Consider the following 25,865-nt stretch of genomic DNA (forward strand, 5'->3'; position numbering starts at 1 on the left):
CTAGGCGCTGTGACGTAGGAAGCTTTTGGCGAACTGGCTGGCGGGTAGTGGTCGGCTGATCAGGTAGCCCTGAACCACATCGCAACCCTGCTGCTCCAGCAGGATTTTCTGTTCCTGGCGTTCGACGCCCTCGGCGACGACGCTCATACCCAGGTTGTGAGCCAGGACAATGATCGACTGGGTGATAGCCGCGTCCTGAGCCCCGGGTAGCCCGGAGACGAAACTGCGGTCGATCTTCAGGGTGTCCAGCGGCAGCTCCTTGAGATAGGCCATGGACGAATAACCGGTGCCGAAATCGTCGATCGACAGATGTATGCCCAACTGGCGGAACTGCTGCAGCAGGGTGACCGATTCACGCTGGTGGTCCATGACGAAGTCTTCGGTGATTTCCAGCTCCAGATAGCATGGCGGAATCTGATAGCGCTCCAGTACCTGCTCGATGTTTTTCAGCAGGTGTTTGTCCCGCAGTTGCGCGCCGGAAATGTTGACCGCCAGGCGCATCGGGGCAAAGCCCTGGTGTAGCCAGGCGCCAAGCTGTGCGCAGGCGCTGTCGAGAATATAGCGGCCCAGTTCGACAATCAGACCGGTTTCCTCGGCCAGGGCGATGAACTGTTCTGGGCCGACCAGGCCACGCTGAGGGTGTTCCCAGCGCACCAAGGCTTCGACCCCGTCGAGCTGGCCGTTCTTGAGGTTGAGCTTGGGCTGGTAGACCAGGGTAAATTCGTCGCGCTCAAGGGCGTGGCGCAGTTCGTTCTCCAGCGCCATGCGCTGGTGGGCATCGGCGGTCAGTTCGCTGGTGTAAAAGGCGTAGCGATTGCGGCCCAGGTTTTTGGCTCGATACATTGCGGCATCGGCATGCTTGATCAGACTGTTGACGTCGTTGCCGTCGCGGGGAAACAGGCTTATGCCAATGCTGGCGCTGACGAAGAACTCATGGTCTTCGGCGATGAAGGCGTTGCGAAAAACCGCCAGCAACTTGTCGGCGATACTACCGGCGTCCTGTTCCTGATGCAGGTGGGGGAGCAGGACGATGAACTCGTCGCCGCCGTGGCGGGCGACTGTATCAATTTCGCGCAGGACCGAGCACAGGCGCTCGCTGACCGATTTGAGCAGGATGTCGCCGATATGGTGGCCAAGGCTGTCATTGATCTGCTTGAACCGGTCCAGATCTACGAACAGCAGGGCGCCGGGGTGAGTATCCAGGCCGCGGGCCTGCGCTGCCAGTGCTTCACGCAGGCGGGCCTCGAACAACGTGCGGTTGGGTAGTCCGGTCAACGGGTCGTGGTGGGCCTGGTGATCGAGCCGGGCCTGGGTGTGCTTGAGCGGGGTAATGTCGCTGAACACCATCACCACCTGGCTGAGTTGGCCTTCGTCGTTGAGCACCTGGCTGACATTGGCCCAGCTGGCATAGAGTTCACCATTCTTACGTTGGCTCCAGGCTTCGCCCTGCCAGTGTCCGTGACTGTTGAGTGCCTGCTCGATCTGCTCAGGCAGGTCGGGGTCTTCGGCCTGTTTGGCCAGCAATAAGGCCGGCTGGCCGACCACTTCGGCTGCGCTATAGCCGGTAATGTGGCTGAACGCGCTGTTGACTGCCAGTACGGTGCCTTCGGCATCGGTTATCATGACCCCTTCAGTGGTGTTTTCAAACACGGTCGCCGCCTGGCGCAGGGAGGCTTCCATGCTCAGACGTTCGCTGACGTCCCGGGCGATGGTCAGTACGCAGGGCTGGTCCTCAATGGTGACGGCCTCGCAGGACAGTTCGACCTGACGGATTTCGCCATTGGCGATAACGATATCGGTCCGCATGTCACGGACTCTACCTCGCCGCACCAGTTCGTCGAGCATGCGTTGTCGATCACTCTTGTTACGCCAGAGTCCCAGCTCCAGGGTAGAGTGTTGCACGGCCTGATCACGCTGATAGCCGGTGATAGCGGTAAACCCATCGTTGATGTCGAGCAGCAGGCCATCGCTGAGGCGGGAGATCAGCAGGCCGTCGGGTGAGGCGTGAAACGCGCGGGAGAACTTTTGCTCGGAGAGCCTGAGCTGCTCCTGGACGGTCTTGAGTTCGGAGATATCGCGAATCACCACCACCAGAGTCGGGTGGTTGTTGAGGCTGACCTTGCGCGCGGAGAGCAGGGCGGTAAAGGGCACGCCGCGCCGTGGCCGAAAGCGGACTTCCAGGTTGCTTTCCTTCTGCGTGTTAAGCCGGGCCAGCATGGCCGGGCCGATACCTTCTTCATACCAGATGCCGAGTTCGGTGGAGGTTTTGCCCAAGGCTTCGTCGCTGCGAATACCAAGCAGATGCTCGAACGTACGGTTGACGGCGAGCAGTTTGCCGGTCGCGGCGTCGGCCAGCACGATGATGTCGGGGCAATTGTGAAATACCGAGGCGAAGCGATGCTCGGACAGACGTAAGGCGTGCTCGGTGCGTTTCTGTTCGTGAATGTCGATCAGCAGGCCACACAGGCCGATGACGTGCTGTTGGTCGTCGCGCTGGCAACTCACCAGATTGCGTAACCAGAGGGCGTTGCCGTGCTGATCAAGCATGCGAAAGTCATAGCTGTGATCCTGGCCGCTGGCGAGTTCCTGGTGCATGTAGTCCAGTACCCACTGGCGATCGCCAGGATGCAGATGGGTTTGCCAGAACCCCTTGAGCAGCCACTGGTCGGTCGGGTAACCCAGCATGGACTCGGCATGGGCTGAGACGTAGGTGAACTGCAGATCGGGCAGATTCATCTCCCAAGTAATCGCGTGCAGCTTGTCTACCAGTTGCCGGTAGTGCTGGTTCTGCTGACGTAGCAGTTCCTGAGCTTTCAGGCTGGATGGCGAGGGTTTGGGTTTACGGTGGTCGAGCAGCAGCAGCGCACCCAGTAACAGGGCGCTGACTGGAATCAACAACAGGAGTGAGAGCGGGAGTTGGGCCGCAGTCATAGGCTGGCAGGCCGTGCATGCCAGGGCGAGAAAGGCAATCAAGCCTGTGCGGGCCACTACAGTCATTCTAGCGACGACCCTCTTCCTTGTTGGTGACGAAGCGATGTCCCTTGAGTGTAGCGTCTTGAACGTGAAAACGCCCGGCATGCCGGGCGTTTCTAGGAGGGGCTTTACTCGTCGAGGAAGCTGCGCAAGTGGTCACTGCGGGTCGGGTGACGTAGCTTGCGCAGGGCCTTGGCTTCGATCTGACGGATCCGCTCGCGGGTTACATCGAACTGCTTGCCGACCTCTTCGAGGGTGTGGTCGGTATTCATGTCGATGCCGAAGCGCATGCGCAGCACCTTGGCTTCGCGGGCAGTGAGGCCGGCGAGTACTTCGCGGGTGGCTTCCTTGAGACTTTCCACAGTCGCCGAGTCGATTGGTGATTCCATGGTCGAGTCTTCGATGAAATCGCCCAGGTGCGAGTCTTCGTCGTCACCAATCGGGGTTTCCATCGAGATCGGCTCCTTGGCGATCTTCAGGACTTTGCGGATCTTGTCCTCGGGCATGTCCATGCGTTCGCCCAGCTCTTCCGGGGTCGGTTCACGACCCATTTCCTGCAACATCTGGCGGGAAATCCGGTTGAGCTTGTTGATCGTCTCGATCATGTGCACCGGAATCCGGATGGTGCGTGCCTGGTCGGCGATCGAGCGAGTGATCGCCTGACGAATCCACCAGGTAGCGTAGGTCGAGAACTTGTAGCCACGGCGATATTCGAACTTGTCGACCGCTTTCATCAGGCCGATGTTGCCTTCCTGGATCAGGTCGAGGAACTGTAAGCCGCGGTTGGTGTACTTCTTGGCGATCGAGATAACCAGACGCAGGTTGGCCTCAACCATTTCCTTCTTGGCCCGGCGCGCCCGTGCCTCACCGATCGACATGCGTCGATTGATGTCCTTGACCTCGGAGATGGTCAGTTCGGCATCCTGTTCCAGTGAGGCCAGTTTTTGCTGGGCCTTGATGATCTCAGGCTTGAGCGCTTCCAAGGCTTCGGCGTAGCGCGGTGCTTCAGCCAGCAGACTGTCGACCCAGCCTTCGTTGACTTCGTTACCGGGGAAGCTGCGCAGGAAGTCGGCGCGCGGCATGCGTGCATCGCGCACGCACAGCTGCATGATGGCGCGCTCCTGGGCACGAATCTGGTCCTGGGAGTCACGCACCCGGTTGACCAGCGCTTCGTACTGCTTGGGCACCAGCTTGATCGGCATGAACAGCAGTGCCAATGCTTCCAGCTCGGCGGTCGCCTGGTCGCTGCCACGGCCGTGCTTTTTCAGTGCCAGCTTGGCTTTTTCCAACTGCTCGGCCACTGCGGTGAAACGCAGGCGAGCCTCTTCCGGGTCCGGGCCGCCGTCACCTTCGTCATCGGAACTGTCGTCGCCGTCCTCGTCCTCATCGTCGTCGTCATTACTGTCGTCGTCTTTGAGATTCTCGGTCGGGATGTCGTCGTTGTCACTGGCGGACAGGCCGTCGTCGTCCGGGTCGATATAGCCGCTGAAAATATCCGACAGGCGGCCACCTTCCTCGGTGATCCGCTGGTAATCGGCAAGAATGCCGTCAACAGTACCCGGGAACATGGATATCGCGGCCATGACTTCGCGAATGCCTTCCTCGATGCGTTTGGCGATTTCAATTTCGCCTTCACGAGTCAGCAGTTCGACGGTGCCCATTTCACGCATATACATGCGCACCGGGTCGGTAGTCCGGCCAATATCGCTTTCCACCGCAGCCAGCGCGGCAGCGGCCTCTTCGGCGGCGGCTTCGTCGGCGTCGTTATCGGCGAGCAACAGAGCATCGGCATCCGGGGCTGTCTCGAAGACAGTGATGCCCATGTCGTTGATCATGCGAATAATGTCTTCAACCTGTTCCGGATCGGAGATATCCTCCGGAAGATGGTCGTTGACTTCCGCATAGGTCAAAAAGCCCTGCTCGCGACCGCGGGCGATGAGCTCCTTGAGACGGGATTGCTGTTGCGCTTTTCCGGACATAACAACCCTTGTGGATGCCTTGGTGTGCAAAAAAGTAAGCTGCGGATTATAGCCTGAAATCAGGCTGTCGCGCCAGTTGGCGCGTGTTTAGTTGTTGCTGACGGGGGTCTGGCGCCGGCTCAGAAGCTCGCGTAGCAACTGCTTTTCCTCGGTGGTGAGCGGCGTATGGGACGATTTTTCCAACAGGCGTTCGATACGGCGATCAGTTTGTCGTGCCATCAATGTATTTATAGTGTCGAAAAACTGTTGTTCAAGGTTTGCCCCGGGATTATTTAGTAACCATTCGCGTTCGGCCAGCTGGTTGAGCTGGTCACCGAGTGCAGTGCCGTGCCAGCGAGCCAGAAGCTGGATGGTGGTCTGTTGCGGATTTTTTTGCAGGGCATCGATCAGGGCGACCAGCAGTTGGGCCTGATCGTCGTCATCGTCGGCGAACTGATTGGCCTCATTGACCAGGCCCGCCAGGTGCGGGTGATGCAGCAGAGTTCGGGCGGCGCTGATCAGGGGGTTGTCCACACCGGCGCGCTGGCGCTTGTCCTGGCGGGGGCGAGCCGCTTTTCTGACTGGCTCTTCCGGCAGGTGGTCAGCCCAGTCCGGATTGGGTTCGTAGTTGGGCAAATATTCATAGTCGTAGCCATAATCCGGCGAGCTGTCCTGGGTGGGGGCGGATTGCGGCGCTGTTGTCGGCAGGCTATCCAGGTCCATGCCGGTCAGGCGTTCAAGTGACTGGCGCAGCAAGCGGCGCAGCAGGCTGCCGGGAACCTGTTCGATCAATGGCAGGGCCAGGCTGGCTAGATGGGCTTTGCCTTCCAGGCTGTCTGGGCTGGCTTCTTCGCTCAGGTGGCGAAACAGGTAGTCGGTCAGCGCCACTGCCTGTGAGCTCAAGCGGGTACGGAAGGCATCCTGGCCTTCTTCGCGGACCAGGCTGTCTGGGTCCTGGCCTTCGGGCAAAAACAGAAAACGCACATGGCGTCCATCTTCGAGGGTCGGCAGGCAGGCCAGCAGGGCACGCCAGGCGGCCTGGCGTCCAGCGTTATCGCCGTCGAAGCAGAATACCACGCTGTTGACCACCCGGAACAGGCGGCGCAGATGCTCTTCGCTGGTGGCGGTGCCGAGAGTGGCAACGGCGTTGCCGATCCCGTGCTGGGCCAGGGCGATCACGTCCATGTAGCCTTCGACCACCAGGATATCGTCCAGTTGCCGATGCTGGCGGCGCGCCTCGAACAGACCATAGAGTTCGCGGCCTTTGTGGAAGACCGGGGTTTCTGGCGAGTTCAGGTATTTGGGCTTGTCGTCGCCCAGTACCCGGCCGCCGAAGCCGATCACCCGCCCGCGGCTGTCGCGGATGGGGAAAGTGATGCGGTCGCGGAAACGGTCGTAGCGCTTGCCGCTATCGGGGTTTTCTACCAGTAGCCCGGCTTCGATCAGAGCCTTCTGTTCGGTGCTGTCGCGGCTCAGATGATTCATCAGATTGTCCCAGCCGGGAGGTGCGAAGCCGATATCGTAGAGCTTGGCGATCTGGCCGGTCAGGCCGCGACCTTTGAGGTAGTTGACTGCCCGCTGGCGCTGGGGGTGATGGCGCAGTTGTTGGCGGTAAAAGGCTGCGGCCTGCTCGAGCAAGGCATATAGCGGGCTGTCCTGGCGCGGTTGGCGCTTGTTGCCGCGCTGATCTGTGCGCTCCTCGCGAGGCACGTCCACCCCGACTTGGCGGGCCAGTTCCTCGACAGCCTGGGGGAAGTCCAGGCGTTCGTAATCCATCAGGAAACTGATGGCGTTGCCGCCGGCGCCGCAGCCGAAGCAGTAATAGAACTGTTTGTCCGGGCTGACGCTGAAGGAGGGCGATTTTTCGTTGTGGAACGGGCAGAGGGCAGAGTAGTTCTTGCCGGTTTTCTTCAGTTTCAGGCGTGAGCCAACGACTTCGACGATGTCGGAGCGTCCGAGCAGGTCGTCAATGAAGCCTTGTGGGATCAGCCCGGACATGAAGGCACCTTGAAAGAGTAGGGTCCGCTTATCATAGCGTCGATGAGGTAGCTGGCTCTATCGCTGGATAAGGGCCGGCTGCAAACGACGCAAACGCAAAAATCCAGCCTTGTTCCGCTTTTGCGGAGGCCGGACTCATGCGTTTTTGGGTTTGTCGCTCCGTCCGCGCTGGCTTAACCAGTGGGTGCGGACAGATGGACTAAACTCAGTACAGGCGCTCGCGGCGACGCTGTTCGCGTTGCAGCTTCTTGGCGTGACGCTTTACAGCGGCAGCAGCCTTGCGCTTGCGCTCGGTAGTGGGCTTCTCGTAGAACTCGCGGCGACGGACTTCGGCCAGAACGCCAGCTTTTTCACAGGAGCGCTTGAAGCGGCGCAGGGCCACGTCGAAGGGTTCGTTCTCTTTAACTTTGACGGCAGGCATTTCGTACCTTTCTCAAAACTGTGCTGTGAGTCATTGCCGCCGACCTGAGTCAGCGACACATTGCATTTCAAGGGGAGCGGATGTTACCGCCTTAATCAGATAAATGCAAAGCATAAATTGCTGAAAAACTGGCCTGTGGGCCGGCGGGTGATTATGATGCGCGGCATGTGACGCGGTAATGACTGCGTATTGTAAGGTGAGAATTGCGATTATGCGTGTATTGGGTATCGAAACCTCCTGCGATGAAACCGGCGTGGCGCTGTATGACAGTGAGCGCGGCCTGTTGGCCGATGCGCTGTTCAGCCAGATCGATCTGCACCGCATCTATGGCGGTGTGGTGCCCGAGCTGGCCTCGCGCGATCATGTTAAACGCCTGATTCCGCTGCTGCGTGAGGTGTTTGCTGCGGCGGGTGTGGCCGAGGGTGAGGTGGATGGCGTGGCTTATACCGCCGGGCCGGGACTGGTGGGTGCGCTGCTGGTTGGTGGCGCCTGTGCCAAGGCTATGGCGTTTGCCTGGGGCGTGCCGGCCCTGGGTGTACACCATATGGAAGGCCACCTGTTGGCGCCGATGCTCGAAGAGCAGCCGCCGGAGTTCCCGTTTGTCGCTTTGCTGGTATCTGGCGGCCATACTCAGTTGGTACGGGTTGACGGTATTGGTCGCTATCAGTTGCTGGGCGAGTCGCTGGACGATGCCGCTGGCGAAGCTTTTGACAAAACCGCCAAGCTGATGGGCTTGCCGTATCCGGGCGGCCCGGAGATTGCCCGACTGGCCCAGGCCGGCACCCCGGGGCGCTTTGTATTTCCCCGCCCAATGACTGACCGCCCGGGGCTGGATTTCAGCTTCAGTGGTTTGAAAACTGCGGTACTCAATACCTGGCAGCAGTGCCAGGCGGCAGATGATGCCAGTGAGCAAACGCGCAGTGACATTGCCCGGGCTTTTGAGCTGGCGGTGGTCGAGACCCTGACCATCAAGTGTCGTCGGGCGCTCAAGGCTACCGGGCTAAAGCGCCTGGTCATTGCCGGAGGGGTCAGTGCCAACCGTGAATTGCGCCACTCGCTGGGCAAGATGGCGGCTGGCCTGAAAGGCGAGCTGTTTTATGCGCGCCCGGCCTTTTGTACCGACAATGGCGCGATGATCGCCTATGCCGGTTGTCAGCGCCTGTTGGCTGGGCAGCAGGATCAGGCCGGCATTCAGGCGCGGGCGAGGTGGCCGATGGAGGAACTTGTGCCGCTCAACGCCTGAAGTGGTTTTCTACGCCGCGCAGCAGGCGGCGCATGTTGAGTTGGTGGCGCAGCAGTATCAGCAGGCTCATCAGGCCCAGCGGCATGAACAGTTCGGGTGCCATCCAGGCCAGCCAAGGCAGCAGCGCCAGGCAGGCGCAAATCGAGGCCAGTGAAGCGATCCGCTGCCAGGCGAAGAGCAGCAGCCAGAAGCCCAGGCAGAATATCGCACTGGGCCAGGATACCACCAACAACACGCCGGCGGCGGTGGCGACGCCTTTGCCGCCCCGCCAGCGATGGAATACCGGCAGCATGTGGCCGACAACGGCGGCCAGGCCCAGCCAGGCCGCCAGAATGTCGTCCAGGCCCGCCAGTTGGCCTAGTCCGGCAGCCAAAGCGCCCTTGCCTAGATCACCGAGTAGCGTGGCCAGAGCCAGGGGCCTGCGACCCAGGCGCAACATGTTGCTGGCACCGGGATTACCGGAACCCAGGCTACGAGGGTCGGGCAGTCGACGCAGGTGACTGAGCAGCACGGCAAATGAAATCGAACCGAGCAGATAAGCGCCGACTAGCAGTAAAATGAATAAGGTCATGCTGGTGACCATAGGGTCTGTTGCCGTTTCATCGCAACCGCGCCGGAGCCTGTTTTTTTGCGCGAGGCAAGGCGCGAAATGCGAGGTTTGGTGGGCCAAATAAGCATTGAGGACCCTAGCCAAAAAGGCGATTGTAATCGACTGTGGAGAGAAGTGTGGATCTGGTATTCATCAATGGCCTGGAAGTCGAGGCCGTGATCGGCGTCTATGACTGGGAGCGCGAGATTCGCCAGCCGCTGGTGATTGATCTTGAGCTGGGCTGGGATATCCGTCGGGCTGCAGCCGAAGACAATTTGCAGGCGACGCTGGACTATGCGGCCATCAGCCAGCGCGTGCTGGACTGGGTCAGTGCAAGTCGGTTCCTGCTGGTCGAGGCGTTGGCCGAGGAGCTGGCGCATCTGATTCAGACCGAGTTCGCCGTGCCTTGGCTACGCGTGCGGGTGACCAAGCCCGGTGCAGTGGCCGCTGCCCGGGGGGGCGTGGGGGTGCAGATCGAGCGGGGAGTGCGCCCGGCATGATCGAGGTATTTCTCGGCCTGGGCAGCAATACCGAGCGCGACGACCACCTGCGCCGGGGGCTGGATGCACTGGAGCAGTTGTTGGGGCCGTTGGATCTGTCACCGGTCTTTGAAAGCGAGGCGGTCGGGGTGCTGGGCCGGCGTTTTTACAACATGGTGGTAGGCGCCTACACGCACTTGCCGCTGGCGGATCTGAATGCTGCGCTGAAGGCCATCGAGGCGGCCTGCGGTCGTCGGGAACAGGTGTCTCCTGGGCGCATTACCCTGGATATCGATATTTTGACCTATGGCCAGTTGTGCGGCGTGCATGACGGTATGCGCCTGCCACGGGCAGAAACCGCCCGCAATGCCTTTGTGCTGTGGCCGCTGGCCTTGCTTGCGCCGCATGCCCGGCTTCCGGGTGACGGGCGCAGCTATCTTGAATTGTGGACCTGCTGGCAGGGTGATCAGGTCCTGTGGCCGATCGCCTTCGACTGGCGCGGTCGGGCGTTGAGTGCGCCTGAGCTGGTTGCTGAGCATCAGGCCCGGGCGGTATCGGCCAAGTAAGGCCCTACCGGGCCTTGGTGTAATTGATCAGTACGTCCAGACGCTGATGTTCCAATGCCTTTCCCAGTTCCGCACCCTGTAAACCCTGCTCTAGCAAGGGCTGAATGCTGACCTCGCGAGCGAGTCGGGCTGCTTGGCGCAGATAGTCGGCCTGCGGATAGGGCTGTTGTTCAAGGCCAAGGCGCCCGCGGGCGTCGGCTTCACAGGCGCCGAGAAACAGCTCGAAGCGCTCCGGCCTGCGATAGATGTCGAAGGCCTTGAACAGCTTGAGCAATGTCTGTGGGCGTAATTCCAGAGCCCTGTGGCAATGGGTGTGATATTCGCAGGTCAGCAGGGCCAGTTCCTGGCACTCGCGCGGTACCTTGAAGCGCTGATTGACCGCCTTGACCGCTTTCAGTCCCTTGGTTTCATGGCCGTGGTGTTTGGGCCAGTGCTCGCTGGGCGTCAAACCCTTGCCCAAGTCGTGCAGCAGGTTGGCCCAGCGGGCTGGCAGTGGCAAGTCCAGTCGGGCAGTCTGGGCCAGTACCAGCAGCAGGTGCTCGCCGGTATCGATCTCCGGGTGATGGGGGGCTGGCTGCGGTACGCCAAACAGTGCGTCAACCTCGGGCAGCAATTGTGCCAAAGCACCGCATTCACGCAATACCCGGATGAAGACTTCCGGGCGTGGTTCCATCAGTGCCCGGCTGATTTCCTTCCAGACCCGCTCGGCAGTCAGCGCCTGCAGTTCGCCGGAGCCGGCCAGTTCAGCCATCAGCGCCAGGGTTTCGGGCGCTACCACGAAGCCCAGGTCGGCATAGCGGGCGGCAAAGCGTGCGACCCGCAGCACTCGCAGCGGGTCTTCGACAAATGCCGGAGACACATGGCGCAGGATCCGGGCCTGCAGGTCCTGTTGGCCGCCGTAGGGGTCAATCAGGCCGCCCTCGGCGTCCATAGCCATGGCATTGACTGTCAGGTCACGGCGCAGCAGATCCTGCTCCAGGGTGACGTCCGGGCTGGTGTGAAAGGTAAAGCCGCCATAGCCGACCCCGCTTTTGCGCTCGGTCCGAGCCAGTGCGTACTCTTCGCCGCTCTTGGGGTGCAGGAATACCGGAAAGTCCTGGCCCACCGGGGTGTAACCCTCACTGCGCAGTTGCTCAGGGGTGGCGCCGACCACCACCCAGTCGCGTTCGCTGACGGGCAGGCCAAGAAGTTGGTCGCGGACGGCGCCGCCGACCAGATAGGTAGCATAGGAACTGGACATGAGGCTCAGGCTGTAAGATTCAGGCCTGCAGCTTATCAGACCGGCGGTATGCTGAGGTCGAACTTGGGCATCTTCTCGTCGTCGGCCCCTGGCTTGGGAGGCATGTGCATGGCCTGCACCAGTTTGTCGCCGTCCATACTTTCCAGGTGGACGTCAAAGCCCCATAGCCTATGCAGGTGGCGCAGCATTTCCTGGGTGGTTTCGCCCAGTGGTTTGCCGTCGTGACGTTGATGCCGCAGGGTCAGCGAGCGGTCGCCACGGCGGTCAACCCGCCAGACCTGAATATTGGGTTCGCGGTTGCCCAGGTTGTACTGGGCGGCGAGCAACTGACGAATGCTGCGGTAGCCACTGTCGTCGTGGATGGCGGCAATTTCCAGGTGGTCGTCATGTTCGTCATCGACCACGGCAAACAGTTTCAGGTCACGGATGACCTTAGGCGACAGGAACTGCAGGATGAAACTTTCGTCCTTGAAGGTACGCATGGCGAATTTCAGGGTTTCCAGCCAGTCACTGCCGGCAATGTCGGGGAACCAGCGGCGATCTTCCTCGGTCGGGTTTTCGCAGATGCGGCGGATGTCCTGCATCATCGCAAACCCCAGTGCATAGGGGTTGATGCCACTGTACCAGGGGCTGTCGAACGGTGGCTGGTAGATCACGCTGGTATGCGATTGAAGAAACTCCATCATGAAACCGTCGGTGACCCGCCCTTCGTCGTACAGGTGGTTGAGCAGGGTGTAATGCCAGAAAGTCGCCCAGCCCTCGTTCATGACCTGGGTCTGACGCTGCGGATAGAAGTACTGTGCGACCTTACGCACGATGCGTACCACCTCGCGTTGCCAGGGCTCCAGTAGCGGGGCGTTCTTTTCGATGAAGTACAGCAGGTTTTCCTGTGGTTCGGCCGGGTAGCGCGGGTCTGGCTTGTCTTTCTCGCGCCGCTCGTCGCTGATCGGAATGGTGCGCCACAGGTCGTTGACCTGCCGCTGCAGGTGCTCTTCACGCTCGTGCTGGCGCTGGCGTTCCTCTTCGGCGGAGATCGGATAGGGACGCTTGTAGCGATCGACCCCATAGTTCATCAGCGCATGGCAGGAATCCAGCAGGTCTTCGACGGCGTCGATGCCATGACGCTCTTCGCATTCGCTGATGTACTGCTTGGCGAACACCAGGTAATCGATGATGGCGCTGGCGTCGGTCCAGGTGCGGAACAGGTAGTTGCCCTTGAAGAACGAGTTGTGCCCGTAGCAGGCGTGGGCGATGACCAGCGCCTGCATGGTCATGGTGTTCTCTTCCATCAGATAGGCGATGCAGGGATCGGAGTTGATCACGATCTCATAGGCCAGGCCCATCTGGCCGCGCTTGTAATTTTTCTCGGTGTGCAGGAAGTGCTTGCCGTAGGACCAGTGGTGATAGCCCAGCGGCATGCCCACCGAAGCGTAGGCGTCCATCATCTGCTCGGCGGTGATGACCTCAATCTGGTTCGGATAGGTATCCAGACCATAGACGTCGTGGGCGATGCGACCGATCTCGCGATCATAGTCGCGGATCAGGTCGAAGCTCCATTCCGAGCCGGTGGAGATCAAATGCCGAGTCATGTGACCATCCTCTTCTGGAACAGCTTGCGAAAGACCGGATAGATGTCTCCGGCATCGACGATCTGCTGTTGGGCAAAACTGTCGGCGAAGCGCTCCGAGACCTGTTCGTACTCGTACCACAGGGCCTGGTGCTCGCGCGGGGTGATTTCCACATAGCAGTAGTACTGCATGGCCGGCATGATCCTGTTCAGCAGCAGATCGCGGCAGATGGGAGAGTCGTCATTCCAGTTGTCGCCGTCCGAGGCCTGGGCGCAATACAGGTTCCATTCGTTCGGGGAGTAGCGTTCCTCGATGATCTGTTGCATCAGTCGCAAGGCGCTGGAGACGATGGTGCCGCCGGTTTCACGGGAGTAAAAGAACTCTTCCTCATCGACTTCCTTGGCGCTGGTGTGGTGGCGGATGAACACTACTTCGATGCGCTCGTAGTTACGTCGCAGGAACATGTACAGCAGAATGTAAAAACGTTTGGCCAGGTCCTTGGTGGCCTGGGTCATGGAGCCGGACACATCCATCAGGCAGAACATCACTGCCTTGGAGCTGGGCGTTGGCTGCTTGGTGATCAGGTTGTAGCGCAGGTCGAAGGTGTCGAGGAACGGGATGCGCTCGATCATGGCGCGAAGATGCAGGATTTCCTGTTCCAGGCGTTGAATGTCGGCCAGGTTGTCAGGCTGGGTCAGGCGCAGTTGCTCCAGCTCCTTGCGCGCTTCGCGCAGTCGCGCCCGGCTGCCGCCGGACAGGGCGATGCGCCGGGCATGGGCGGCGCGCATTGAGCGGACGATATTGATCCGCGACGGGTTGCCCTGCTGGCTGATGCCGGCCCGTACCGGCTTGAAGGTGTCGGTGCCGGCCAGGTGGCGCTTGACCAGGTTGGGCAGGGCCAGATCCTCGAACATGAAGTCGAGGAATTCCTCCTGGGTGATCTGGAAGACGAACTCGTCCATGCCTTCGCCGCTGTTGCCGGCTTTGCTGCCACCCTGGCCTCCGCCTCCGCCCTGGGGGCGAGGAAGGCGGTCGCCGGTGGTGAATTCGCGATTGCCTGGGTGGACCCGGGTTTGCCGTCCGCCGGGACCATGGTGAAAGATCGGCTCGTCAATGTCCCGGGCCGGAATACTGATTTGTTCACCATGCTCCATATCGGTAATCGAACGCCGGCCTACCGCCTCTTCCACGGCTTTCTTGATATGCGACTTGTAACGCCGCAGAAAGCGCTGGCGGTTGACCATGCTTTTGTTCTTGCCGTTCAAGCGTCGGTCAATCACATAACTCATTCGGGCCCCTCCGGGGCCGCTGGCTCAAAGCTTGGAGCGGCCCCTGTGGTAGTGTTGCCTAGGCGTGTACTACGCTCGTATTGCCTTCGCGTTATGCGGGTTACTGAGCTTTTCTTACACGCAGATACCATTCCGACAGCAGCCGCACCTGTTTTTCGGTATAACCGCGCTCGACCATGCGGGTGACGAAGTCGTTGTGTTTCTTCTGATCCTCTTTCGATGCCTTGGCGTTGAAGCTGATGACCGGCAGCAGGTCTTCGGTGTTGGAGAACATTTTCTTCTCGATCACCACCCGCAGTTTTTCATAGGACAGCCAGGTCGGGTTCTTGCCGTGGTTGTGGGCCCGGGCCCGCAGTACGAAGTTGACGATCTCGTTACGGAAATCCTTCGGGTTGCTGATGCCGGCCGGTTTCTCGATCTTCTCCAGTTCCTCGTTGAGCGCGGCTCGGTTGAGAATCTCGCCGGTATCCGGATCGCGGTATTCCTGATCCTGAATCCAGAAGTCGGCATACATGACATAGCGATCGAAGATGTTCTGTCCGTATTCGCTGTAAGACTCCAGGTAGGCGGTCTGGATTTCCTTGCCGATGAAGTCGACGTAACGCGGTGCCAGATACTCCTTGATAAAGCGCAGGTAACGCTCGCTGACATCGTTGGGGAACTGCTCCTGTTCAATCTGCTGCTCCAGCACATAGAGCAGGTGAACCGGGTTGGCGGCAATCTCGCTGTGATCGTAGTTGAACACCTTGGACAGGATCTTGAAGGCGAAACGGGTCGACAGGCCGCTCATACCTTCATCGACGCCAGCCGTGTCGCGGTACTCCTGAATCGACTTGGCCTTGGGATCGGTATCCTTGAGGTTTTCGCCGTCATAGATGCGCATCTTCGAGTAGACGTTGGAGTTTTCCGGTTCTTTCAGGCGCGACAGCACTGAGAACTGGGCCAGCATTTTCAGGGTGTCCGGGGCGCAATGGGCGCTGGCCAGCGAACTGTTGGTCAGCAGTTTCTGGTAGATCTGGATTTCATCACTGACCCGCAGGCAGTAGGGCACCTTGACGATGTAGATGCGGTCGATGAAGGCCTCGTTGTTCTTGTTGTTGCGGAAGGTGTGCCATTCCGACTCGTTGGAGTGGGCCAAAATGATGCCGCTGAACGGAATCGCCCCCATGCCTTCGGTGCTGTTGTAGTTACCTTCCTGGGTGGCGGTCAGCAGCGGGTGCAGCACCTTGATCGGTGCCTTGAACATTTCGACGAACTCCATCAGCCCCTGGTTGGAGCGGCACAGGCCGCCGGAGTAGCTGTAGGCATCGGGGTCGTTCTGCGGGAACTCTTCCAGTTTGCGGATATCGACCTTGCCGACCAGTGAGGAGATGTCCTGGTTGTTCTCATCGCCCGGTTCGGTCTTGCTGATGGCGACCTGCTGAAGGATTGAGGGGTAGAGCTTGACCACCCGGAACTGGCCGATGTCACCATTGAATTCATGCAGGCGTTTGACCGCCCAGGGCGACATGATACTGGTCAGGTAGCGCCGGGGGATGCCGTAGTCTTCCTCGAGAATAGCGCCGTCTTCCTCGGCGCTGAACAACCCCAGCGGCGACTCGAATACCGGTGAATCCTTGATTGCATAGAAGGGCACCTGCTGCATCAGCGCCTTGAGCTTTTCCGCCAGCGAGGACTTGCCGCCGCCGACCGGGCCGAGCAGGTAGAGGATCTGTTTGCGCTCTTCCAGGCCCTGGGCCGCATGCTTGAAGAACGATACGATGTGCTCGATTGCGTCTTCCATGCCGTGGAAGTCGGCGAAGGCCGGATAGCGCTTGATCATCTTGTTGGAAAAGATCCGCGATAGCCTGGGGTCCAGCGAGGTGTCGATCAGCTCCGGTTCGCCAATCGCCTTGAGCAGCCGTTCCGACGCGCTGGCGTAGGCCATCGGGTCGGTTTTGCAGAGCTCAAGGTATTCCTGCAGGGAATAGTCCTCCTGCCGTGTGGCTTCGAAGCGGTTCTGAAAATGGCTGAATATGCTCATGACACGACCTCGCTGTTGCCTGGGATGAGGTCTGTGACTTCCGGGCACCTCCCCGTCTGACGCGCAGTATCGGGCGACGGCAAATCCTGATGCGTGAATCCCCCAATACCACCTGTTGCACGGGCATGCATGGGGAGTCTGTCGGAGACCCGGCAACCGGCGTCCCGGCTACCGAAGGGACCGGCAGGCTCCCTTGTTATCGGAAGCCGGCAGACCGGCACTCACTTCTTTGATTGCCTTGTTCTCAGAATAGTTCTTTTGCGCGCGGGGGGAAGGGCGATTATGAAAAAAAGTGCGACGAAGAGCGGGCTGGGCGGTTCAGTTTTGCTCAATGTACTCAGGGTAGTATTGGCGCCACAGTTCAAAGCCACCATCCAGACTGTAGACCTCGGCAAAGCCGACATTGGCCAGATAAGCGGCGGCCGGCTGGCTGGAGTTGCCGTGATAGCAGCAGACAATCAGCGGCTGCTGTTGGTCGGTACTGGCGATGAACTGGGCGAGGTTGTCATTGTCGAGTCGAACCGCGCCACGAATATGCCCCAGGGCATAACTTTGCGGGTCGCGAATGTCGGCGAGGTTGGCTCCGTTCTCCAGGAGTTTGGCCGCCTGCTCGGCACTGATACGTTGAAATTCGCTCATGCTCATAGGCTCATCCTCTTAGTCGGCACAGTCGCACTGGTGTCGTTCGCCGGTTTCCAGGTTCATCAGGGTCATGTTTCCCCCCCAGACACAGCCACTATCGAGTGCATGTACTCCGGGGGTATCGCAGCGCGCCTCAAGAGCAGCCCAGTGGCCAAAGACGATCTGGGTCTCTGGGTCGCGACGGGGGAAGCTGAACCAGGGGGCAAAGCCCTTGGGGGCATGCCCCAGGCCTTCCTTGGATTTCAGGTCCAGAGTGCCATCAGCCAGACAGAAGCGCATGCGGGTCAGGTAGTTGGTAATCACTCGCAGCCGCTCGGTGCCCTTGAGGCTGGGTTTCCAGCGGTCAGGCTTGTTGCCGTACATCTCGTCCAGATACCAGGGCAGGCGCTCATCGCAGCGCAAGACCTCTTCAACCTCGGCCGCTCGGGCCAGAGTCTCCTTCACCCCCCAGATCGGCGGGATGCCGGCATGGGTCATGATGATGTCATGGGTCGGATCATAATGCGCCAGCGGCCGGCGGCGCAGGCTTTCAAGCAACTGTTCGCGGTCCGGGGCCTTGAGAATGGCCAGCAGGGTATCGGATTTGCGCAGCCGGCTGGCATCACGAGCGGCGGCCAGCAGGTGCAGATCATGATTGCCCAGTACCGCCACGCAGGCATCTCCGAGGCTGTCGAGAAAGCGTAGGGTCTCCAGCGAGTCGGGACCACGGTTGACCAGATCGCCGACTGACCAGAGGGTGTCACGCGAGGGATTGAAGCCAACCTCGGCCAGCAGGCACTTGAGGGGCTTGAGGCAACCTTGAATATCTCCAACCGCGTACGTGGTCATGGTGCTCTTGTCAGTTCAGGGCGTTGGGCTGAGCCAGCCGGAACAGCGGAATGCCAGCGCGAAAGGCGTGACCGTCCTCAGCTCGCATGCCATAGCTACCTTCCATGGTGCCCACCGGAGTCTCCAGAACGCAACCACTGGTGTAGGTGTGGCTGGCGCCGGGCGCGATCACGGGCTGTTCGCCGACCACGCCGGGGCCGCGCACTTCCTGCAGCTTGCCATTGCCGTCGGTGATCAGCCAGTGGCGGTCGAGCAGTTGGGTGGCGATGTCACCGGTATTGCTAATGGTGATGGTATAAGCGAAGGCAAAACGGTTGGCCTGGGGCTCCGACTGTTCATCAAGGTAGCGGGTGGCTACCTTGATGCTGATGGCATAATGCGGGTCAGAACTCATTGACCTCGCTCCTGGTCCGCCAGATGGTTGGCCAGGCGGACGAAGCCGGCCAGGTCAATCTGCTCGGGCCGCAGTCCCGGGTCGATCCCGGCCGCTTCGATGGCGCTGCTGTCGAGCAGCGGCTTGAGCGTGTTGCGCAGGGTCTTGCGGCGATGGTTGAAGGCTTCACGCACGATCCGCTCCAGGCAACTCAGATCCTTGGCAGGATGAGGCAGACTGGCGTGGGGGGTGAGCCGGACAATCGCTGAGTCGACCTTGGGCGGCGGGTTGAACGCGCCGGGGCCAACATCGAACAGGTGTTCGACCTGGCAACGGTACTGGACCATGATGCCGAGCCGTCCGTAGTGATTTTCACCGACCTGGGCGGCCAGGCGCTGGACCACTTCCTTTTGCAGCATGAAGTGCATGTCGGCGACATCTTCGGCCTGATCCAGCAGGTGGAACATCAGCGGGGTCGAGATGTTGTACGGCAGGTTGCCGACGATGCGCAGTTTCTCGCCAGCCTCGACCAGGCTGCTGAAATCGAACTTCAGGGCGTCGCCCTTGTGCAGCCGGAACAGCGGGTTATGGCCGAACCGGGCCAGCAGGATCGGGTGCAGGTCGTGATCGAGTTCGACTACGTCCAGCCGAGTGTTGCCGGCCAGCAGGCCGCTGGTGATCGCGCCCTGGCCGGGGCCGATTTCGACCAGATGCTGGCCTTCACGCGGATGGATGGCGCGCAGGATGCGGTTGATTACGCCGTGGTCATGGAGAAAATTCTGGCCGAAGCGCTTGCGCGCCCGGTGTGGGGCAAACTCAGTCATGGTGTGTTCCGGCTTCGATCATCTCGATGGCGGTAGTGAGGGCTACGTACAGGCTACCGGCATCGGCGCGGCCGGTGCCGGCCAGATCCAGCGCGGTGCCGTGATCGACCGAGGTGCGGATGATCGGCAACCCCAGGGTGATATTTACGGCCTGACCGAAACCCTTGTGTTTGAGCACCGGCAGGCCCTGGTCATGATACATGGCCAATACCGCATCGGCCTGATCCAGGTGCTTGGGGGTGAACAGGGTGTCGGCTGGCAGGGGACCTTGCAGATCCAGGCCGCGCTCGCGCAGGCGTGCCAGCACTGGCTCGATTACTTCGATTTCCTCGCGCCCCAGATGTCCGCCTTCGCCGGCATGCGGGTTGAGGCCGCAGACCAGAATGCGCGGGTTACTCAGACCGAATTTGTGGCGCAGGTCGTTATCCAGGATGCCGATGACCCGTTCCAGCAGTGGCTGGTCGATGGTGTCGGCTACCGCTCGCAGTGGCAGATGGGTGGTGGCCAGGGCTACCCGCAGGCCGGGGCAGGCCAGCATCATCACGACCTGTGCAGTGTGGGTCAGTTCGGCAAAGAACTCGGTGTGCCCGGAGAAGGCCACGCCGGCATCGTTGATTACGCCCTTGTGGACCGGGGCGGTGACCACGGCGGCAAACTGCTGGTCCAGACAACCCTGGCCGGCCTGGCGCAGGGTTTCCAGCACGTAGCCGGCATTGGCCGGATCGAGCTGGCCGGGCCGGCAGCGACTGGTTAACGGCACATGCTGCACGCATAGCTGACCGGCTGTTTGCGCTGCGGGCGGCTGGCTGGGGTCGAACGCTGTGAGTTCTACCGTCAGGCCCAGTTGCCGCGCCCGCTCATGCAGCAGGTCGATGTCGGCGATGATCACCCGTTGGTGCCGGCAGGGTTGGGCTGCCAGCATCAGACACAGGTCGGGGCCGATACCCGCCGGCTCGCCGGCGGTCAGGGCAATGGCATGACAGCTCACTAGATGCGGATCTCGACGAAGGCTTCATCGCGGATTTCCAGCAGCCAGCTCTGCAGTTCTTCCTCGTACTTGCGGTTCTGCAGCAGGTTGATGGCTTGCTGCTCGCGCATTTCCTCGGTCATGTCGACCCGGCGTGAATCCTGGACTTCGAGAATGTGCCAGCCGAACTGGGTCTGGAACGGCAGCGAGACCCGGTTCTGTGGGGTGTCGAGCATCATGTCGCGGAATTCCGGCACCATCATGTCCGGCGATATCCAGTTGAGCGAGCCACCGTTGAGCGCCGAACCCGGATCTTCGGAGAAGGCGCGGGCCAGAGTGGCGAAGTCTTCGCCGTTCTGGATGCGCTCATACAGCCGGCGCACCAGTTGCTCGGCTTCCTGTTCGGAGCGGATTTCGCTGGGTTTGATCAGGATATGGCGGACCTGAAACTCCTCGACCAACTGGCTGTCGCCACCGCGCTTTTCCAGCAGTTTGAGGATGTGGAAACCGGCCGGGGAACGGATCGGCTGGGTGATTTCACCCACTTCCAGGCGGCCCACGGCGGTGGCAAATGGTCCGGGCAACTGAGCAGCCTTGCGCCAGCCCAGCTCGCCGCCTTCCAGCGCGGTATCACCGCCCGAGCGGCTGACTGCCAGAGTGGTGAAGTCGGCGCCAGCACTCAGTTCCTGATGGATCTCGGCGGCGGCCTGGGCGACACGTTCAACATCGGCCTGGCTGGCGCTGTCGGAGATCGGCAGAACGATCATTGCCAGGCGGTAGTCGGCCGACATCTGGAACCGGCCTACCTCGGAGTTGAGGAAGTTGCGCACTTCCTGGTCGGAGACCTGGATACGCTCGGCCACCCGGCGCTGACGCACCCGGTTGATGATCATCTCGCGGCGGATCTGGTCGCGGGCTTCGGCGTAACTGATGCCGTCACGCTCCAAAGCGGCGCGGAACTGGTCAAGGGTCAGGCCGTTGCGCTCAGCTACCTGCTGCATGGTCTGGTTGAGGCTGGCGTCGTCGATCCGAATGCCGGCGCGCTCGGCCATCTGCAACTGGATGCTTTCCAGTACCAGGCGCTCGATGACCTGCTCGCGCAATACGCTGTCCGGGGGCGCACTGGTGCCACGCTCCTGGAGCTGCAGGCGCACGCTGTGCATGCGCTGTTCGACTTGACTGGCCATCACCACGTCGTTGTCGACGATAGCGGCGACCCGGTCCAGCGGAACTACCTGGGCCTGGAGCTGGCTGCTGAGAAAAAGGCCAGCACACAGGCTGATCAACGCTGGGTATAACTTAGAAGGCATTGTCTTCACGCTCTCTGTAACCAGGGATACCTTCGTTCAGAAGGTTTTCAACACGACTACCGGTTAGGTTGCCTAATCCTTTGAACACGATCTGCAGGAAAATTCCCCGATCCGGTTCGTCATTGCGGTTGGGGTTGAGACTGGTCTCGTCATAGTCGATCCAGTACCGGTTGATGACCCGCAGCTTCCAGCAGCAACTGTCGTACTCGAAGCCGCCGTAGCTTTCCAGAGTACGATTGCGGCCGTAGTCATACTGCCAGCGGCCAATCAGGCTCCACTGCGGGCTGACCGGCCAGATGAACGAGAAGTCATGCTGGTCGATCTTGTAGTAGTTCTTGATGTAGTTGGGGCTGCCCGGCAGACCGTAATCGGGATTGAAGGTCCATTGCCCGGTTTCGCGGTCGAAGCGCAGGGTGTCGTTGCGATAGCGATAGCCAACGTTGACCACCTTGCGCGGGTTGTCGGCCGGCTGGTAGTGCCACATGGCGCTGCCGGAACGGGTGGTGCGCTGATCCGGATCCCAGTTGAAGGTCGAGTTGAAGCGCCAGTCGCGGTTGTAGCGGTACTGGTACTCCAGCGCGTAGGGCGATACCGATGCCTGAGCAGTGTCGCGAGTACGATAATCGATCCCGCGCAACTGTACCTTGCGGTCCTGGAAGTAGTAGGCCTGGCCAATACTCAGGCGTTGGCGCTCGAAGCCGTTGGCCTCGATCCAACGGTTGGTCAGGCCGAGTGACAGCTGGTTGGCATCGCCAATGCGGTCCTTGCCGGAGAAACGGTTTTCCCGCCACAGCGCGCCATAACTGAAGCTGGGCTCGCCGGAGTCGAAGATCGGGATATCGGTCTGGTCTTTCTCCGGTACATATAGATAGAACAGCCGCGGCTCCAGGGTCTGGGTGTAGCTATTGCCGAACAGCTCGGTGGGTCGGTCGAAGTACAGGCCGCTGTCGACGCTGAAGATCGGCAGACCACGGTCCTGGCTGCTTCTGAACCGTTCGTCGGCATTCAGGCTGGTCTTGCCCTGGTTGTCGAGCGACAGGTCGTAGTGGGTATAGGCATATTTGACCGAGGGGCGCAGGAAGCCCCAGGTCCAGTTCAGTGGCAGGCTGACGCCCGGCTCCAGGTGCAGACGCTCGCCCTCGGCGCGGGTCAGGCCCTGCAGCCGGTCGTCGTACCAGCGATGTTCGGGGCCGCCGGTGTTGCCATCCTGATCGGTAAAGAACCCGCTCATCAGGTCACGCTGGAAGCTGACGTACTCGGTCCGGTAATCCAGGCGCACGCCGCCGGGCTGCATCGGCACCACGCCGTTGACGGTCAGCTGTGGCAGCCGCTCGTACGGGGTGATGTCGGTGATAGTGGCCCGCTCGTAGGCGTGCAGGTTGAGCCGGGCAGTGTAGCTGTCGCCACGCCAGCTCAGGCTGCCACGCTGGTCGAGGAAGTTGTCGGTCTTGATCCCCAGGTAGGTGTTCAGATCCTGGAAGTAATAGGGGTCGCTGATGTCGGTGTAGTCGACCTCGGCTCGCAGCCGGGAGCCGAACTGCGATTCGTTCTGCCAGCTATACATCCAGCGCTGGTCTTTGTATTTGGACTGCAGCTTGCGCTCGTCTTCGCGGTCGTCGAGGAACGCCGCGCCGACCTGGCCGCGGCTGCTGGGGGTCAGATAGCGGAACTCTCCCTCCATCAGCAGACCGCGGTCGGTCATGATGGTCGGGTACAGGGTGGCGTCGTAGTTGGGCGCCAGGTTCAGGTAATAGGGCAGTGTCAGCTCGCTGCCCGAGTTTTGGCTGTAGGACATGCTCGGAACCAGCAGGCCGCTCTGGCGCCGGTCGTCGATCGGGAAGTAGATGTAGGGGGTGTACAGCACCGGTACATTCTTGACCCGCAGAGTCACATTCCTGGCTTCACCCCAGCCTTTCTCCCGGTCCAGTTCGATATCGCGGCCGGTCAGGGTCCAGGTGTTATGGCCTGGTTCGCAGGTGGTGTAGGTGCCATTGGCAACCACGATGATCGCATCTTCGCGGCGTTTGAGGCTGTCGGCGGTGCCGCGGGCGTGCGCCTCGTGCATCACGTAGCGGACATCCTCGACCTGGGTGGCGCCGGTGCCGATATCCATCCGGGCCCGATCGCCCAGAACCAGAACGCCGTCGTCACGCAGGCGGACGTTGCCCTGCAGCTCGACCTCGTTGGTGTTGCGGTTATAGCGAGCCTGGCTGGATTGAGCCTGCAGGCGACCCTGGCGCAACAGCACGTCACCTTCGAGGGTGCCGACCTGACTGTCCTGCTCGAAGCGGCTGGCATCGGCAGTGGCATAGACCGGCAACTGATCGAATGGGGTGCCGTCATCGCGGCCCTCACGCTCCGGTTCGACATAGGTGCCGCCGCAATAAGGTGCGATGGCGGCCTGTTGTTCGGCGCTGAGCTGGCTGCGCGGAACCCAGTCCAGCTCGGTGTAAGCCGTTTGCTGAGGCTGGGCCGACGGCGCGGCACTGCGCGTCGGGCCGGGTTGCTCGGTGCTCACGGTACGCTCGACCGGTTCTGCCCGGGTCGGGCGCGGAGGCATCGGCGAGGTTGCTTCCAACGGACTGCAGACCCAGCCTCCATCACTGCCGGCACGACATTGGACCTGGCTGTTGGCCAGGCTGGTCATGGGTTGGGCCAGCAGCAGGCCGCTGACCAGCAGTAGGGGGAAGGTGGGATGAAACGGAGGTATACGCTCAGCCATTGTTGTGGTATCCGGGCTTCCTGTTCGGTGCGGGACTCGCGGTGCTTGTGCGAGCTCGGCGCAACATGCATGCTGCGTCAAATCGTCGGGATCATGGATAATAAAGCATTGTGCGGCGCCAGAGCCAGCGTCGCTCCGGATTGGGATGGACATGATGGATGCAAGACTAGAATTGATGAAAGCCTGGTTGCCCAAGGCGCTGGCCAGCGCCGGGACTCAGGTGAGCTGGACAGAGCCGCCGCAAGGGACTCTGGCACCCGCCAGCACTGACGCCAGTTTTCGCCGCTATTTTCGTTTGCAGAGCGATGATCGCTGCCTGATCATCATGGATGCACCACCGCCGCAGGAGGATGTGCGCCCCTTCATGCGCATTGCCTCGCTGCTGGCTGACGCGGGTGTGCGGGTGCCGAGAATTCTGGCAGCCGACCCCGAGCGTGGTTTTTTGCTGCTCGAAGATATGGGCCGCGACACCTATCTGCAAAGCATCCAGGCCGGCCTGCCCGCCGTCGAGATTGAGCGCCTGTTCGGTGCTGCGATCGAAGCGCTGCTGGCCTGGCAGCAGGCCAGCCGGCCCGGCGTGCTGCCGGACTACGCCGATGAACTGCTGCTGAGCGAACTCAATCTGTTCCCGGACTGGTTCGTCGAGCGGCATCTGGATCGGGTCCTGAGTCCGGAACAAATTGCCGACTGGGAGCAACTATGCCAATTGTTGCTCGACAGCATTGGCGCTGAGGCCCGGGTATTCGTACACCGTGACTTCATGCCGCGCAATCTGATGACCAGTGCAGGCCAGCCCGGTGTGCTGGATTTTCAGGATGCGCTGTACGGGCCGGTCAGTTATGACGCCACCTCGCTGTTCGCTGATGCCTTCTTCAGCTTTTCACCCGCCGAGCGCCAGCAATGGTTGCACCGCTACTGGCAGCGTGCGCGTGAGGTCGGTGTGCCGGTTCCCGAGCGGGTTGAAGCCTTCCTTGATCAATCACGGCTGATGGGGGTTCAGCGCCACCTCAAGGTGCTGGGGATCTTCGCACGCATTCGCTATCGCGATGGCAAGCCGCACTACCTGGAAGATGCGCCGCGCTTCATTCGCTATCTGCGTGAAGCCTGCGCCCAGGATCAACGGCTGGCCCCCTTGCAGCGCCTGCTCGACAGTCTGGGCCTGCCGCGTCTGGAGGCACTGGGGTGAAAGCCATGATCCTCGCCGCCGGCAAGGGCGAGCGGATGCGACCGCTGACCCTGCATACGCCCAAGCCTCTGCTGGAGGTTGGCGGCAAACCCTTGATCCAGTGGCATATTGAAGCGCTGGCCCAGGCCGGTATCCGTGATTTGGTGATCAACCATGCCTGGCTGGGCGAGCAACTGGAAACCTATTTCGGCAATGGCGCTGCCTGGGGCGTACGCATCCAGTGGTCGGCCGAGGGCGAGCCGCTGGAAACCGGTGGCGGTATTCACCGGGCTCTGCCGCTACTCGGGGCCGAGCCCTTCCTGCTGGTCAATGGTGACATCTGGACTGGTATCGACTTTGCCCGGCTGCAACTGGCCGAGGGCTGTCTAGCGCATCTGGTACTGGTCGATAATCCCGAACACAAGGCGCAGGGCGACTTTGTCCTGCATGAGGGGCGGGTACTCAATCCGCAGGCAGGCGATACTGGCCTGACCTACAGCGGCGTTGCGCTGCTGGCTCCTGAGCTGCTGGTGTCTGAACCGGGCGACTCGTTCCCGTTGGCACCACTGCTGCGCCGGGCCGCTGCAGCCGGGCAGGTCAGTGGCGAGCATTATCCGGGGCTGTGGATTGATGTCGGTACCCCGGAGCGGCTGGCGCTTGCCGACCGTCTCGCCTGGGAGGGTTGAA

General features: G+C 61.0%; 21 protein-coding genes. 5 read left to right on the forward strand and 16 right to left on the reverse strand.

Annotated elements, in window-relative coordinates:
* The 4 genes from BVH74_RS06835 to rpsU form a co-directional block, all read right to left on the reverse strand.
* Nucleotides 1–2,997, reverse strand: coding sequence for a sensor domain-containing protein (locus tag BVH74_RS06835; RefSeq protein ID WP_177344517.1), 2,997 nt, complete (start codon nt 2,995–2,997; stop codon nt 1–3).
* 104 nt (nt 2,998–3,101) lie between these two features.
* Nucleotides 3,102–4,952, reverse strand: coding sequence for an RNA polymerase sigma factor RpoD (rpoD, locus tag BVH74_RS06840; protein WP_080049338.1), 1,851 nt, complete (start codon nt 4,950–4,952; stop codon nt 3,102–3,104).
* A gap of 87 nt (nt 4,953–5,039) precedes the next feature.
* Complete coding sequence (gene dnaG, locus BVH74_RS06845) at nt 5,040–6,929, reverse strand: DNA primase (RefSeq protein WP_080049339.1); 1,890 nt, start codon at nt 6,927–6,929, stop codon at nt 5,040–5,042.
* 205 nt (nt 6,930–7,134) lie between these two features.
* Complete coding sequence (rpsU, locus tag BVH74_RS06850) at nt 7,135–7,350, reverse strand: 30S ribosomal protein S21 (RefSeq protein ID WP_080049340.1); 216 nt, start codon at nt 7,348–7,350, stop codon at nt 7,135–7,137.
* A gap of 211 nt (nt 7,351–7,561) precedes the next feature.
* Between rpsU and tsaD the strand changes: the two genes are divergently transcribed.
* A complete protein-coding gene (gene tsaD / locus BVH74_RS06855) occupies nt 7,562–8,593 on the forward strand; it encodes a tRNA (adenosine(37)-N6)-threonylcarbamoyltransferase complex transferase subunit TsaD (protein ID WP_080049341.1) in 1,032 nt (343 codons plus the stop codon).
* Here tsaD and plsY read toward each other — a convergent pair.
* Entirely contained in the window at nt 8,583–9,164 is a 582-nt protein-coding gene (plsY, locus tag BVH74_RS06860; protein ID WP_080051649.1) for a glycerol-3-phosphate 1-O-acyltransferase PlsY, read from the reverse strand. The two genes, tsaD and plsY, sit on opposite strands and share 11 nt — an antisense overlap.
* 155 nt (nt 9,165–9,319) lie before the next feature.
* Between plsY and folB the strand changes: the two genes are divergently transcribed.
* Both folB and folK read left to right on the forward strand, forming a co-directional pair.
* Nucleotides 9,320–9,682 (forward strand): dihydroneopterin aldolase, encoded by a 363-nt coding sequence (gene folB, locus BVH74_RS06865; RefSeq protein ID WP_080049342.1) that lies wholly within the window; start codon nt 9,320–9,322, stop codon nt 9,680–9,682.
* The gene (folK, locus tag BVH74_RS06870; RefSeq protein WP_080049343.1) at nt 9,679–10,227 is read left to right on the forward strand and encodes a 2-amino-4-hydroxy-6-hydroxymethyldihydropteridine diphosphokinase; all 549 of its coding nucleotides are present in this window, start codon (nt 9,679–9,681) and stop codon (nt 10,225–10,227) included. The genes folB and folK overlap by 4 nt, the downstream gene beginning before the upstream one ends.
* 4 nt (nt 10,228–10,231) lie before the next feature.
* On the opposite strand, the gene BVH74_RS06875 is transcribed toward folK, so the two are convergent.
* From BVH74_RS06875 to BVH74_RS06925, 11 genes are all read right to left on the reverse strand, one after another.
* Nucleotides 10,232–11,467, reverse strand: a complete 1,236-nt coding sequence (locus BVH74_RS06875) for a multifunctional CCA addition/repair protein (RefSeq protein ID WP_080049344.1) — start codon at nt 11,465–11,467, stop codon at nt 10,232–10,234.
* A 35-nt stretch (nt 11,468–11,502) separates the two neighbouring features.
* Nucleotides 11,503–13,056 (reverse strand): SpoVR family protein, encoded by a 1,554-nt coding sequence (locus BVH74_RS06880; protein ID WP_080049345.1) that lies wholly within the window; start codon nt 13,054–13,056, stop codon nt 11,503–11,505.
* Complete coding sequence (locus BVH74_RS06885; RefSeq protein WP_080049346.1) at nt 13,053–14,324, reverse strand: YeaH/YhbH family protein; 1,272 nt, start codon at nt 14,322–14,324, stop codon at nt 13,053–13,055. Before BVH74_RS06885 ends, BVH74_RS06880 begins: the two co-directional genes overlap by 4 nt.
* Nucleotides 14,325–14,424: 100 nt before the next feature.
* The gene (locus tag BVH74_RS06890; protein ID WP_080049347.1) at nt 14,425–16,347 is read right to left on the reverse strand and encodes a PrkA family serine protein kinase; all 1,923 of its coding nucleotides are present in this window, start codon (nt 16,345–16,347) and stop codon (nt 14,425–14,427) included.
* Nucleotides 16,348–16,665: 318 nt separating this feature from the next.
* Nucleotides 16,666–16,986 (reverse strand): thiosulfate sulfurtransferase GlpE, encoded by a 321-nt coding sequence (glpE, locus tag BVH74_RS06895; protein WP_080051650.1) that lies wholly within the window; start codon nt 16,984–16,986, stop codon nt 16,666–16,668.
* Between the two features lie 18 nt (nt 16,987–17,004).
* Entirely contained in the window at nt 17,005–17,817 is an 813-nt protein-coding gene (locus tag BVH74_RS06900; protein ID WP_080049348.1) for a symmetrical bis(5'-nucleosyl)-tetraphosphatase, read from the reverse strand.
* A gap of 10 nt (nt 17,818–17,827) precedes the next feature.
* Nucleotides 17,828–18,211 (reverse strand): Co2+/Mg2+ efflux facilitator ApaG/CorD, encoded by a 384-nt coding sequence (apaG, locus tag BVH74_RS06905; RefSeq protein WP_080049349.1) that lies wholly within the window; start codon nt 18,209–18,211, stop codon nt 17,828–17,830.
* The gene (gene rsmA, locus BVH74_RS06910) at nt 18,208–19,014 is read right to left on the reverse strand and encodes a 16S rRNA (adenine(1518)-N(6)/adenine(1519)-N(6))-dimethyltransferase RsmA (RefSeq protein ID WP_080049350.1); all 807 of its coding nucleotides are present in this window, start codon (nt 19,012–19,014) and stop codon (nt 18,208–18,210) included. Before rsmA ends, apaG begins: the two co-directional genes overlap by 4 nt.
* On the reverse strand, nt 19,007–20,002 hold the full coding sequence (gene pdxA, locus BVH74_RS06915) for a 4-hydroxythreonine-4-phosphate dehydrogenase PdxA (protein WP_080049351.1): 996 nt from the start codon (nt 20,000–20,002) through the stop codon (nt 19,007–19,009). The genes rsmA and pdxA overlap by 8 nt, the downstream gene beginning before the upstream one ends.
* A complete protein-coding gene (locus tag BVH74_RS06920) occupies nt 20,002–21,291 on the reverse strand; it encodes a peptidylprolyl isomerase (protein ID WP_080049352.1) in 1,290 nt (429 codons plus the stop codon). The genes pdxA and BVH74_RS06920 overlap by 1 nt, the downstream gene beginning before the upstream one ends.
* Complete coding sequence (locus BVH74_RS06925) at nt 21,281–24,013, reverse strand: LPS-assembly protein LptD (protein ID WP_080049353.1); 2,733 nt, start codon at nt 24,011–24,013, stop codon at nt 21,281–21,283. The genes BVH74_RS06920 and BVH74_RS06925 overlap by 11 nt, the downstream gene beginning before the upstream one ends.
* A gap of 175 nt (nt 24,014–24,188) precedes the next feature.
* Here BVH74_RS06925 and BVH74_RS06930 point away from each other — a divergent pair, with 175 nt between their 5' ends.
* Nucleotides 24,189–25,199, forward strand: coding sequence for an aminoglycoside phosphotransferase family protein (locus BVH74_RS06930; protein ID WP_231705580.1), 1,011 nt, complete (start codon nt 24,189–24,191; stop codon nt 25,197–25,199).
* Entirely contained in the window at nt 25,196–25,864 is a 669-nt protein-coding gene (gene murU, locus BVH74_RS06935) for an N-acetylmuramate alpha-1-phosphate uridylyltransferase MurU (protein WP_080049355.1), read from the forward strand. Before BVH74_RS06930 ends, murU begins: the two co-directional genes overlap by 4 nt.
* Nucleotide 25,865 lies beyond the last annotated feature (1 nt).

The organism is Halopseudomonas phragmitis (assembly GCF_002056295.1).
In the GTDB taxonomy this organism is placed as follows: domain Bacteria; phylum Pseudomonadota; class Gammaproteobacteria; order Pseudomonadales; family Pseudomonadaceae; genus Halopseudomonas; species Halopseudomonas phragmitis.

Coding starts and splice junctions, on each gene's coding strand:
- rpsU (WP_080049340.1), bottom strand. CDS start 7,350: ATGCCTGCCGTCAAAGTTAAAGAGAACGAACCCTTCGACGTGGCCCTG.
- rpoD (WP_080049338.1), bottom strand. CDS start 4,952: ATGTCCGGAAAAGCGCAACAGCAATCCCGTCTCAAGGAGCTCATCGCC.
- BVH74_RS06885 (WP_080049346.1), bottom strand. CDS start 14,324: ATGAGTTATGTGATTGACCGACGCTTGAACGGCAAGAACAAAAGCATG.
- BVH74_RS06880 (WP_080049345.1), bottom strand. CDS start 13,056: ATGACTCGGCATTTGATCTCCACCGGCTCGGAATGGAGCTTCGACCTG.
- plsY (WP_080051649.1), bottom strand. CDS start 9,164: ATGACCTTATTCATTTTACTGCTAGTCGGCGCTTATCTGCTCGGTTCG.
- glpE (WP_080051650.1), bottom strand. CDS start 16,986: ATGAGCGAATTTCAACGTATCAGTGCCGAGCAGGCGGCCAAACTCCTG.
- BVH74_RS06920 (WP_080049352.1), bottom strand. CDS start 21,291: ATGCCTTCTAAGTTATACCCAGCGTTGATCAGCCTGTGTGCTGGCCTT.
- BVH74_RS06890 (WP_080049347.1), bottom strand. CDS start 16,347: ATGAGCATATTCAGCCATTTTCAGAACCGCTTCGAAGCCACACGGCAG.
- apaG (WP_080049349.1), bottom strand. CDS start 18,211: ATGAGTTCTGACCCGCATTATGCCATCAGCATCAAGGTAGCCACCCGC.
- tsaD (WP_080049341.1), top strand. CDS start 7,562: ATGCGTGTATTGGGTATCGAAACCTCCTGCGATGAAACCGGCGTGGCG.
- BVH74_RS06835 (WP_177344517.1), bottom strand. CDS start 2,997: ATGACTGTAGTGGCCCGCACAGGCTTGATTGCCTTTCTCGCCCTGGCA.
- BVH74_RS06875 (WP_080049344.1), bottom strand. CDS start 11,467: ATGTCCAGTTCCTATGCTACCTATCTGGTCGGCGGCGCCGTCCGCGAC.
- rsmA (WP_080049350.1), bottom strand. CDS start 19,014: ATGACTGAGTTTGCCCCACACCGGGCGCGCAAGCGCTTCGGCCAGAAT.
- dnaG (WP_080049339.1), bottom strand. CDS start 6,929: ATGTCCGGGCTGATCCCACAAGGCTTCATTGACGACCTGCTCGGACGC.
- BVH74_RS06930 (WP_231705580.1), top strand. CDS start 24,189: ATGAAAGCCTGGTTGCCCAAGGCGCTGGCCAGCGCCGGGACTCAGGTG.
- folK (WP_080049343.1), top strand. CDS start 9,679: ATGATCGAGGTATTTCTCGGCCTGGGCAGCAATACCGAGCGCGACGAC.
- BVH74_RS06925 (WP_080049353.1), bottom strand. CDS start 24,013: ATGGCTGAGCGTATACCTCCGTTTCATCCCACCTTCCCCCTACTGCTG.
- BVH74_RS06900 (WP_080049348.1), bottom strand. CDS start 17,817: ATGACCACGTACGCGGTTGGAGATATTCAAGGTTGCCTCAAGCCCCTC.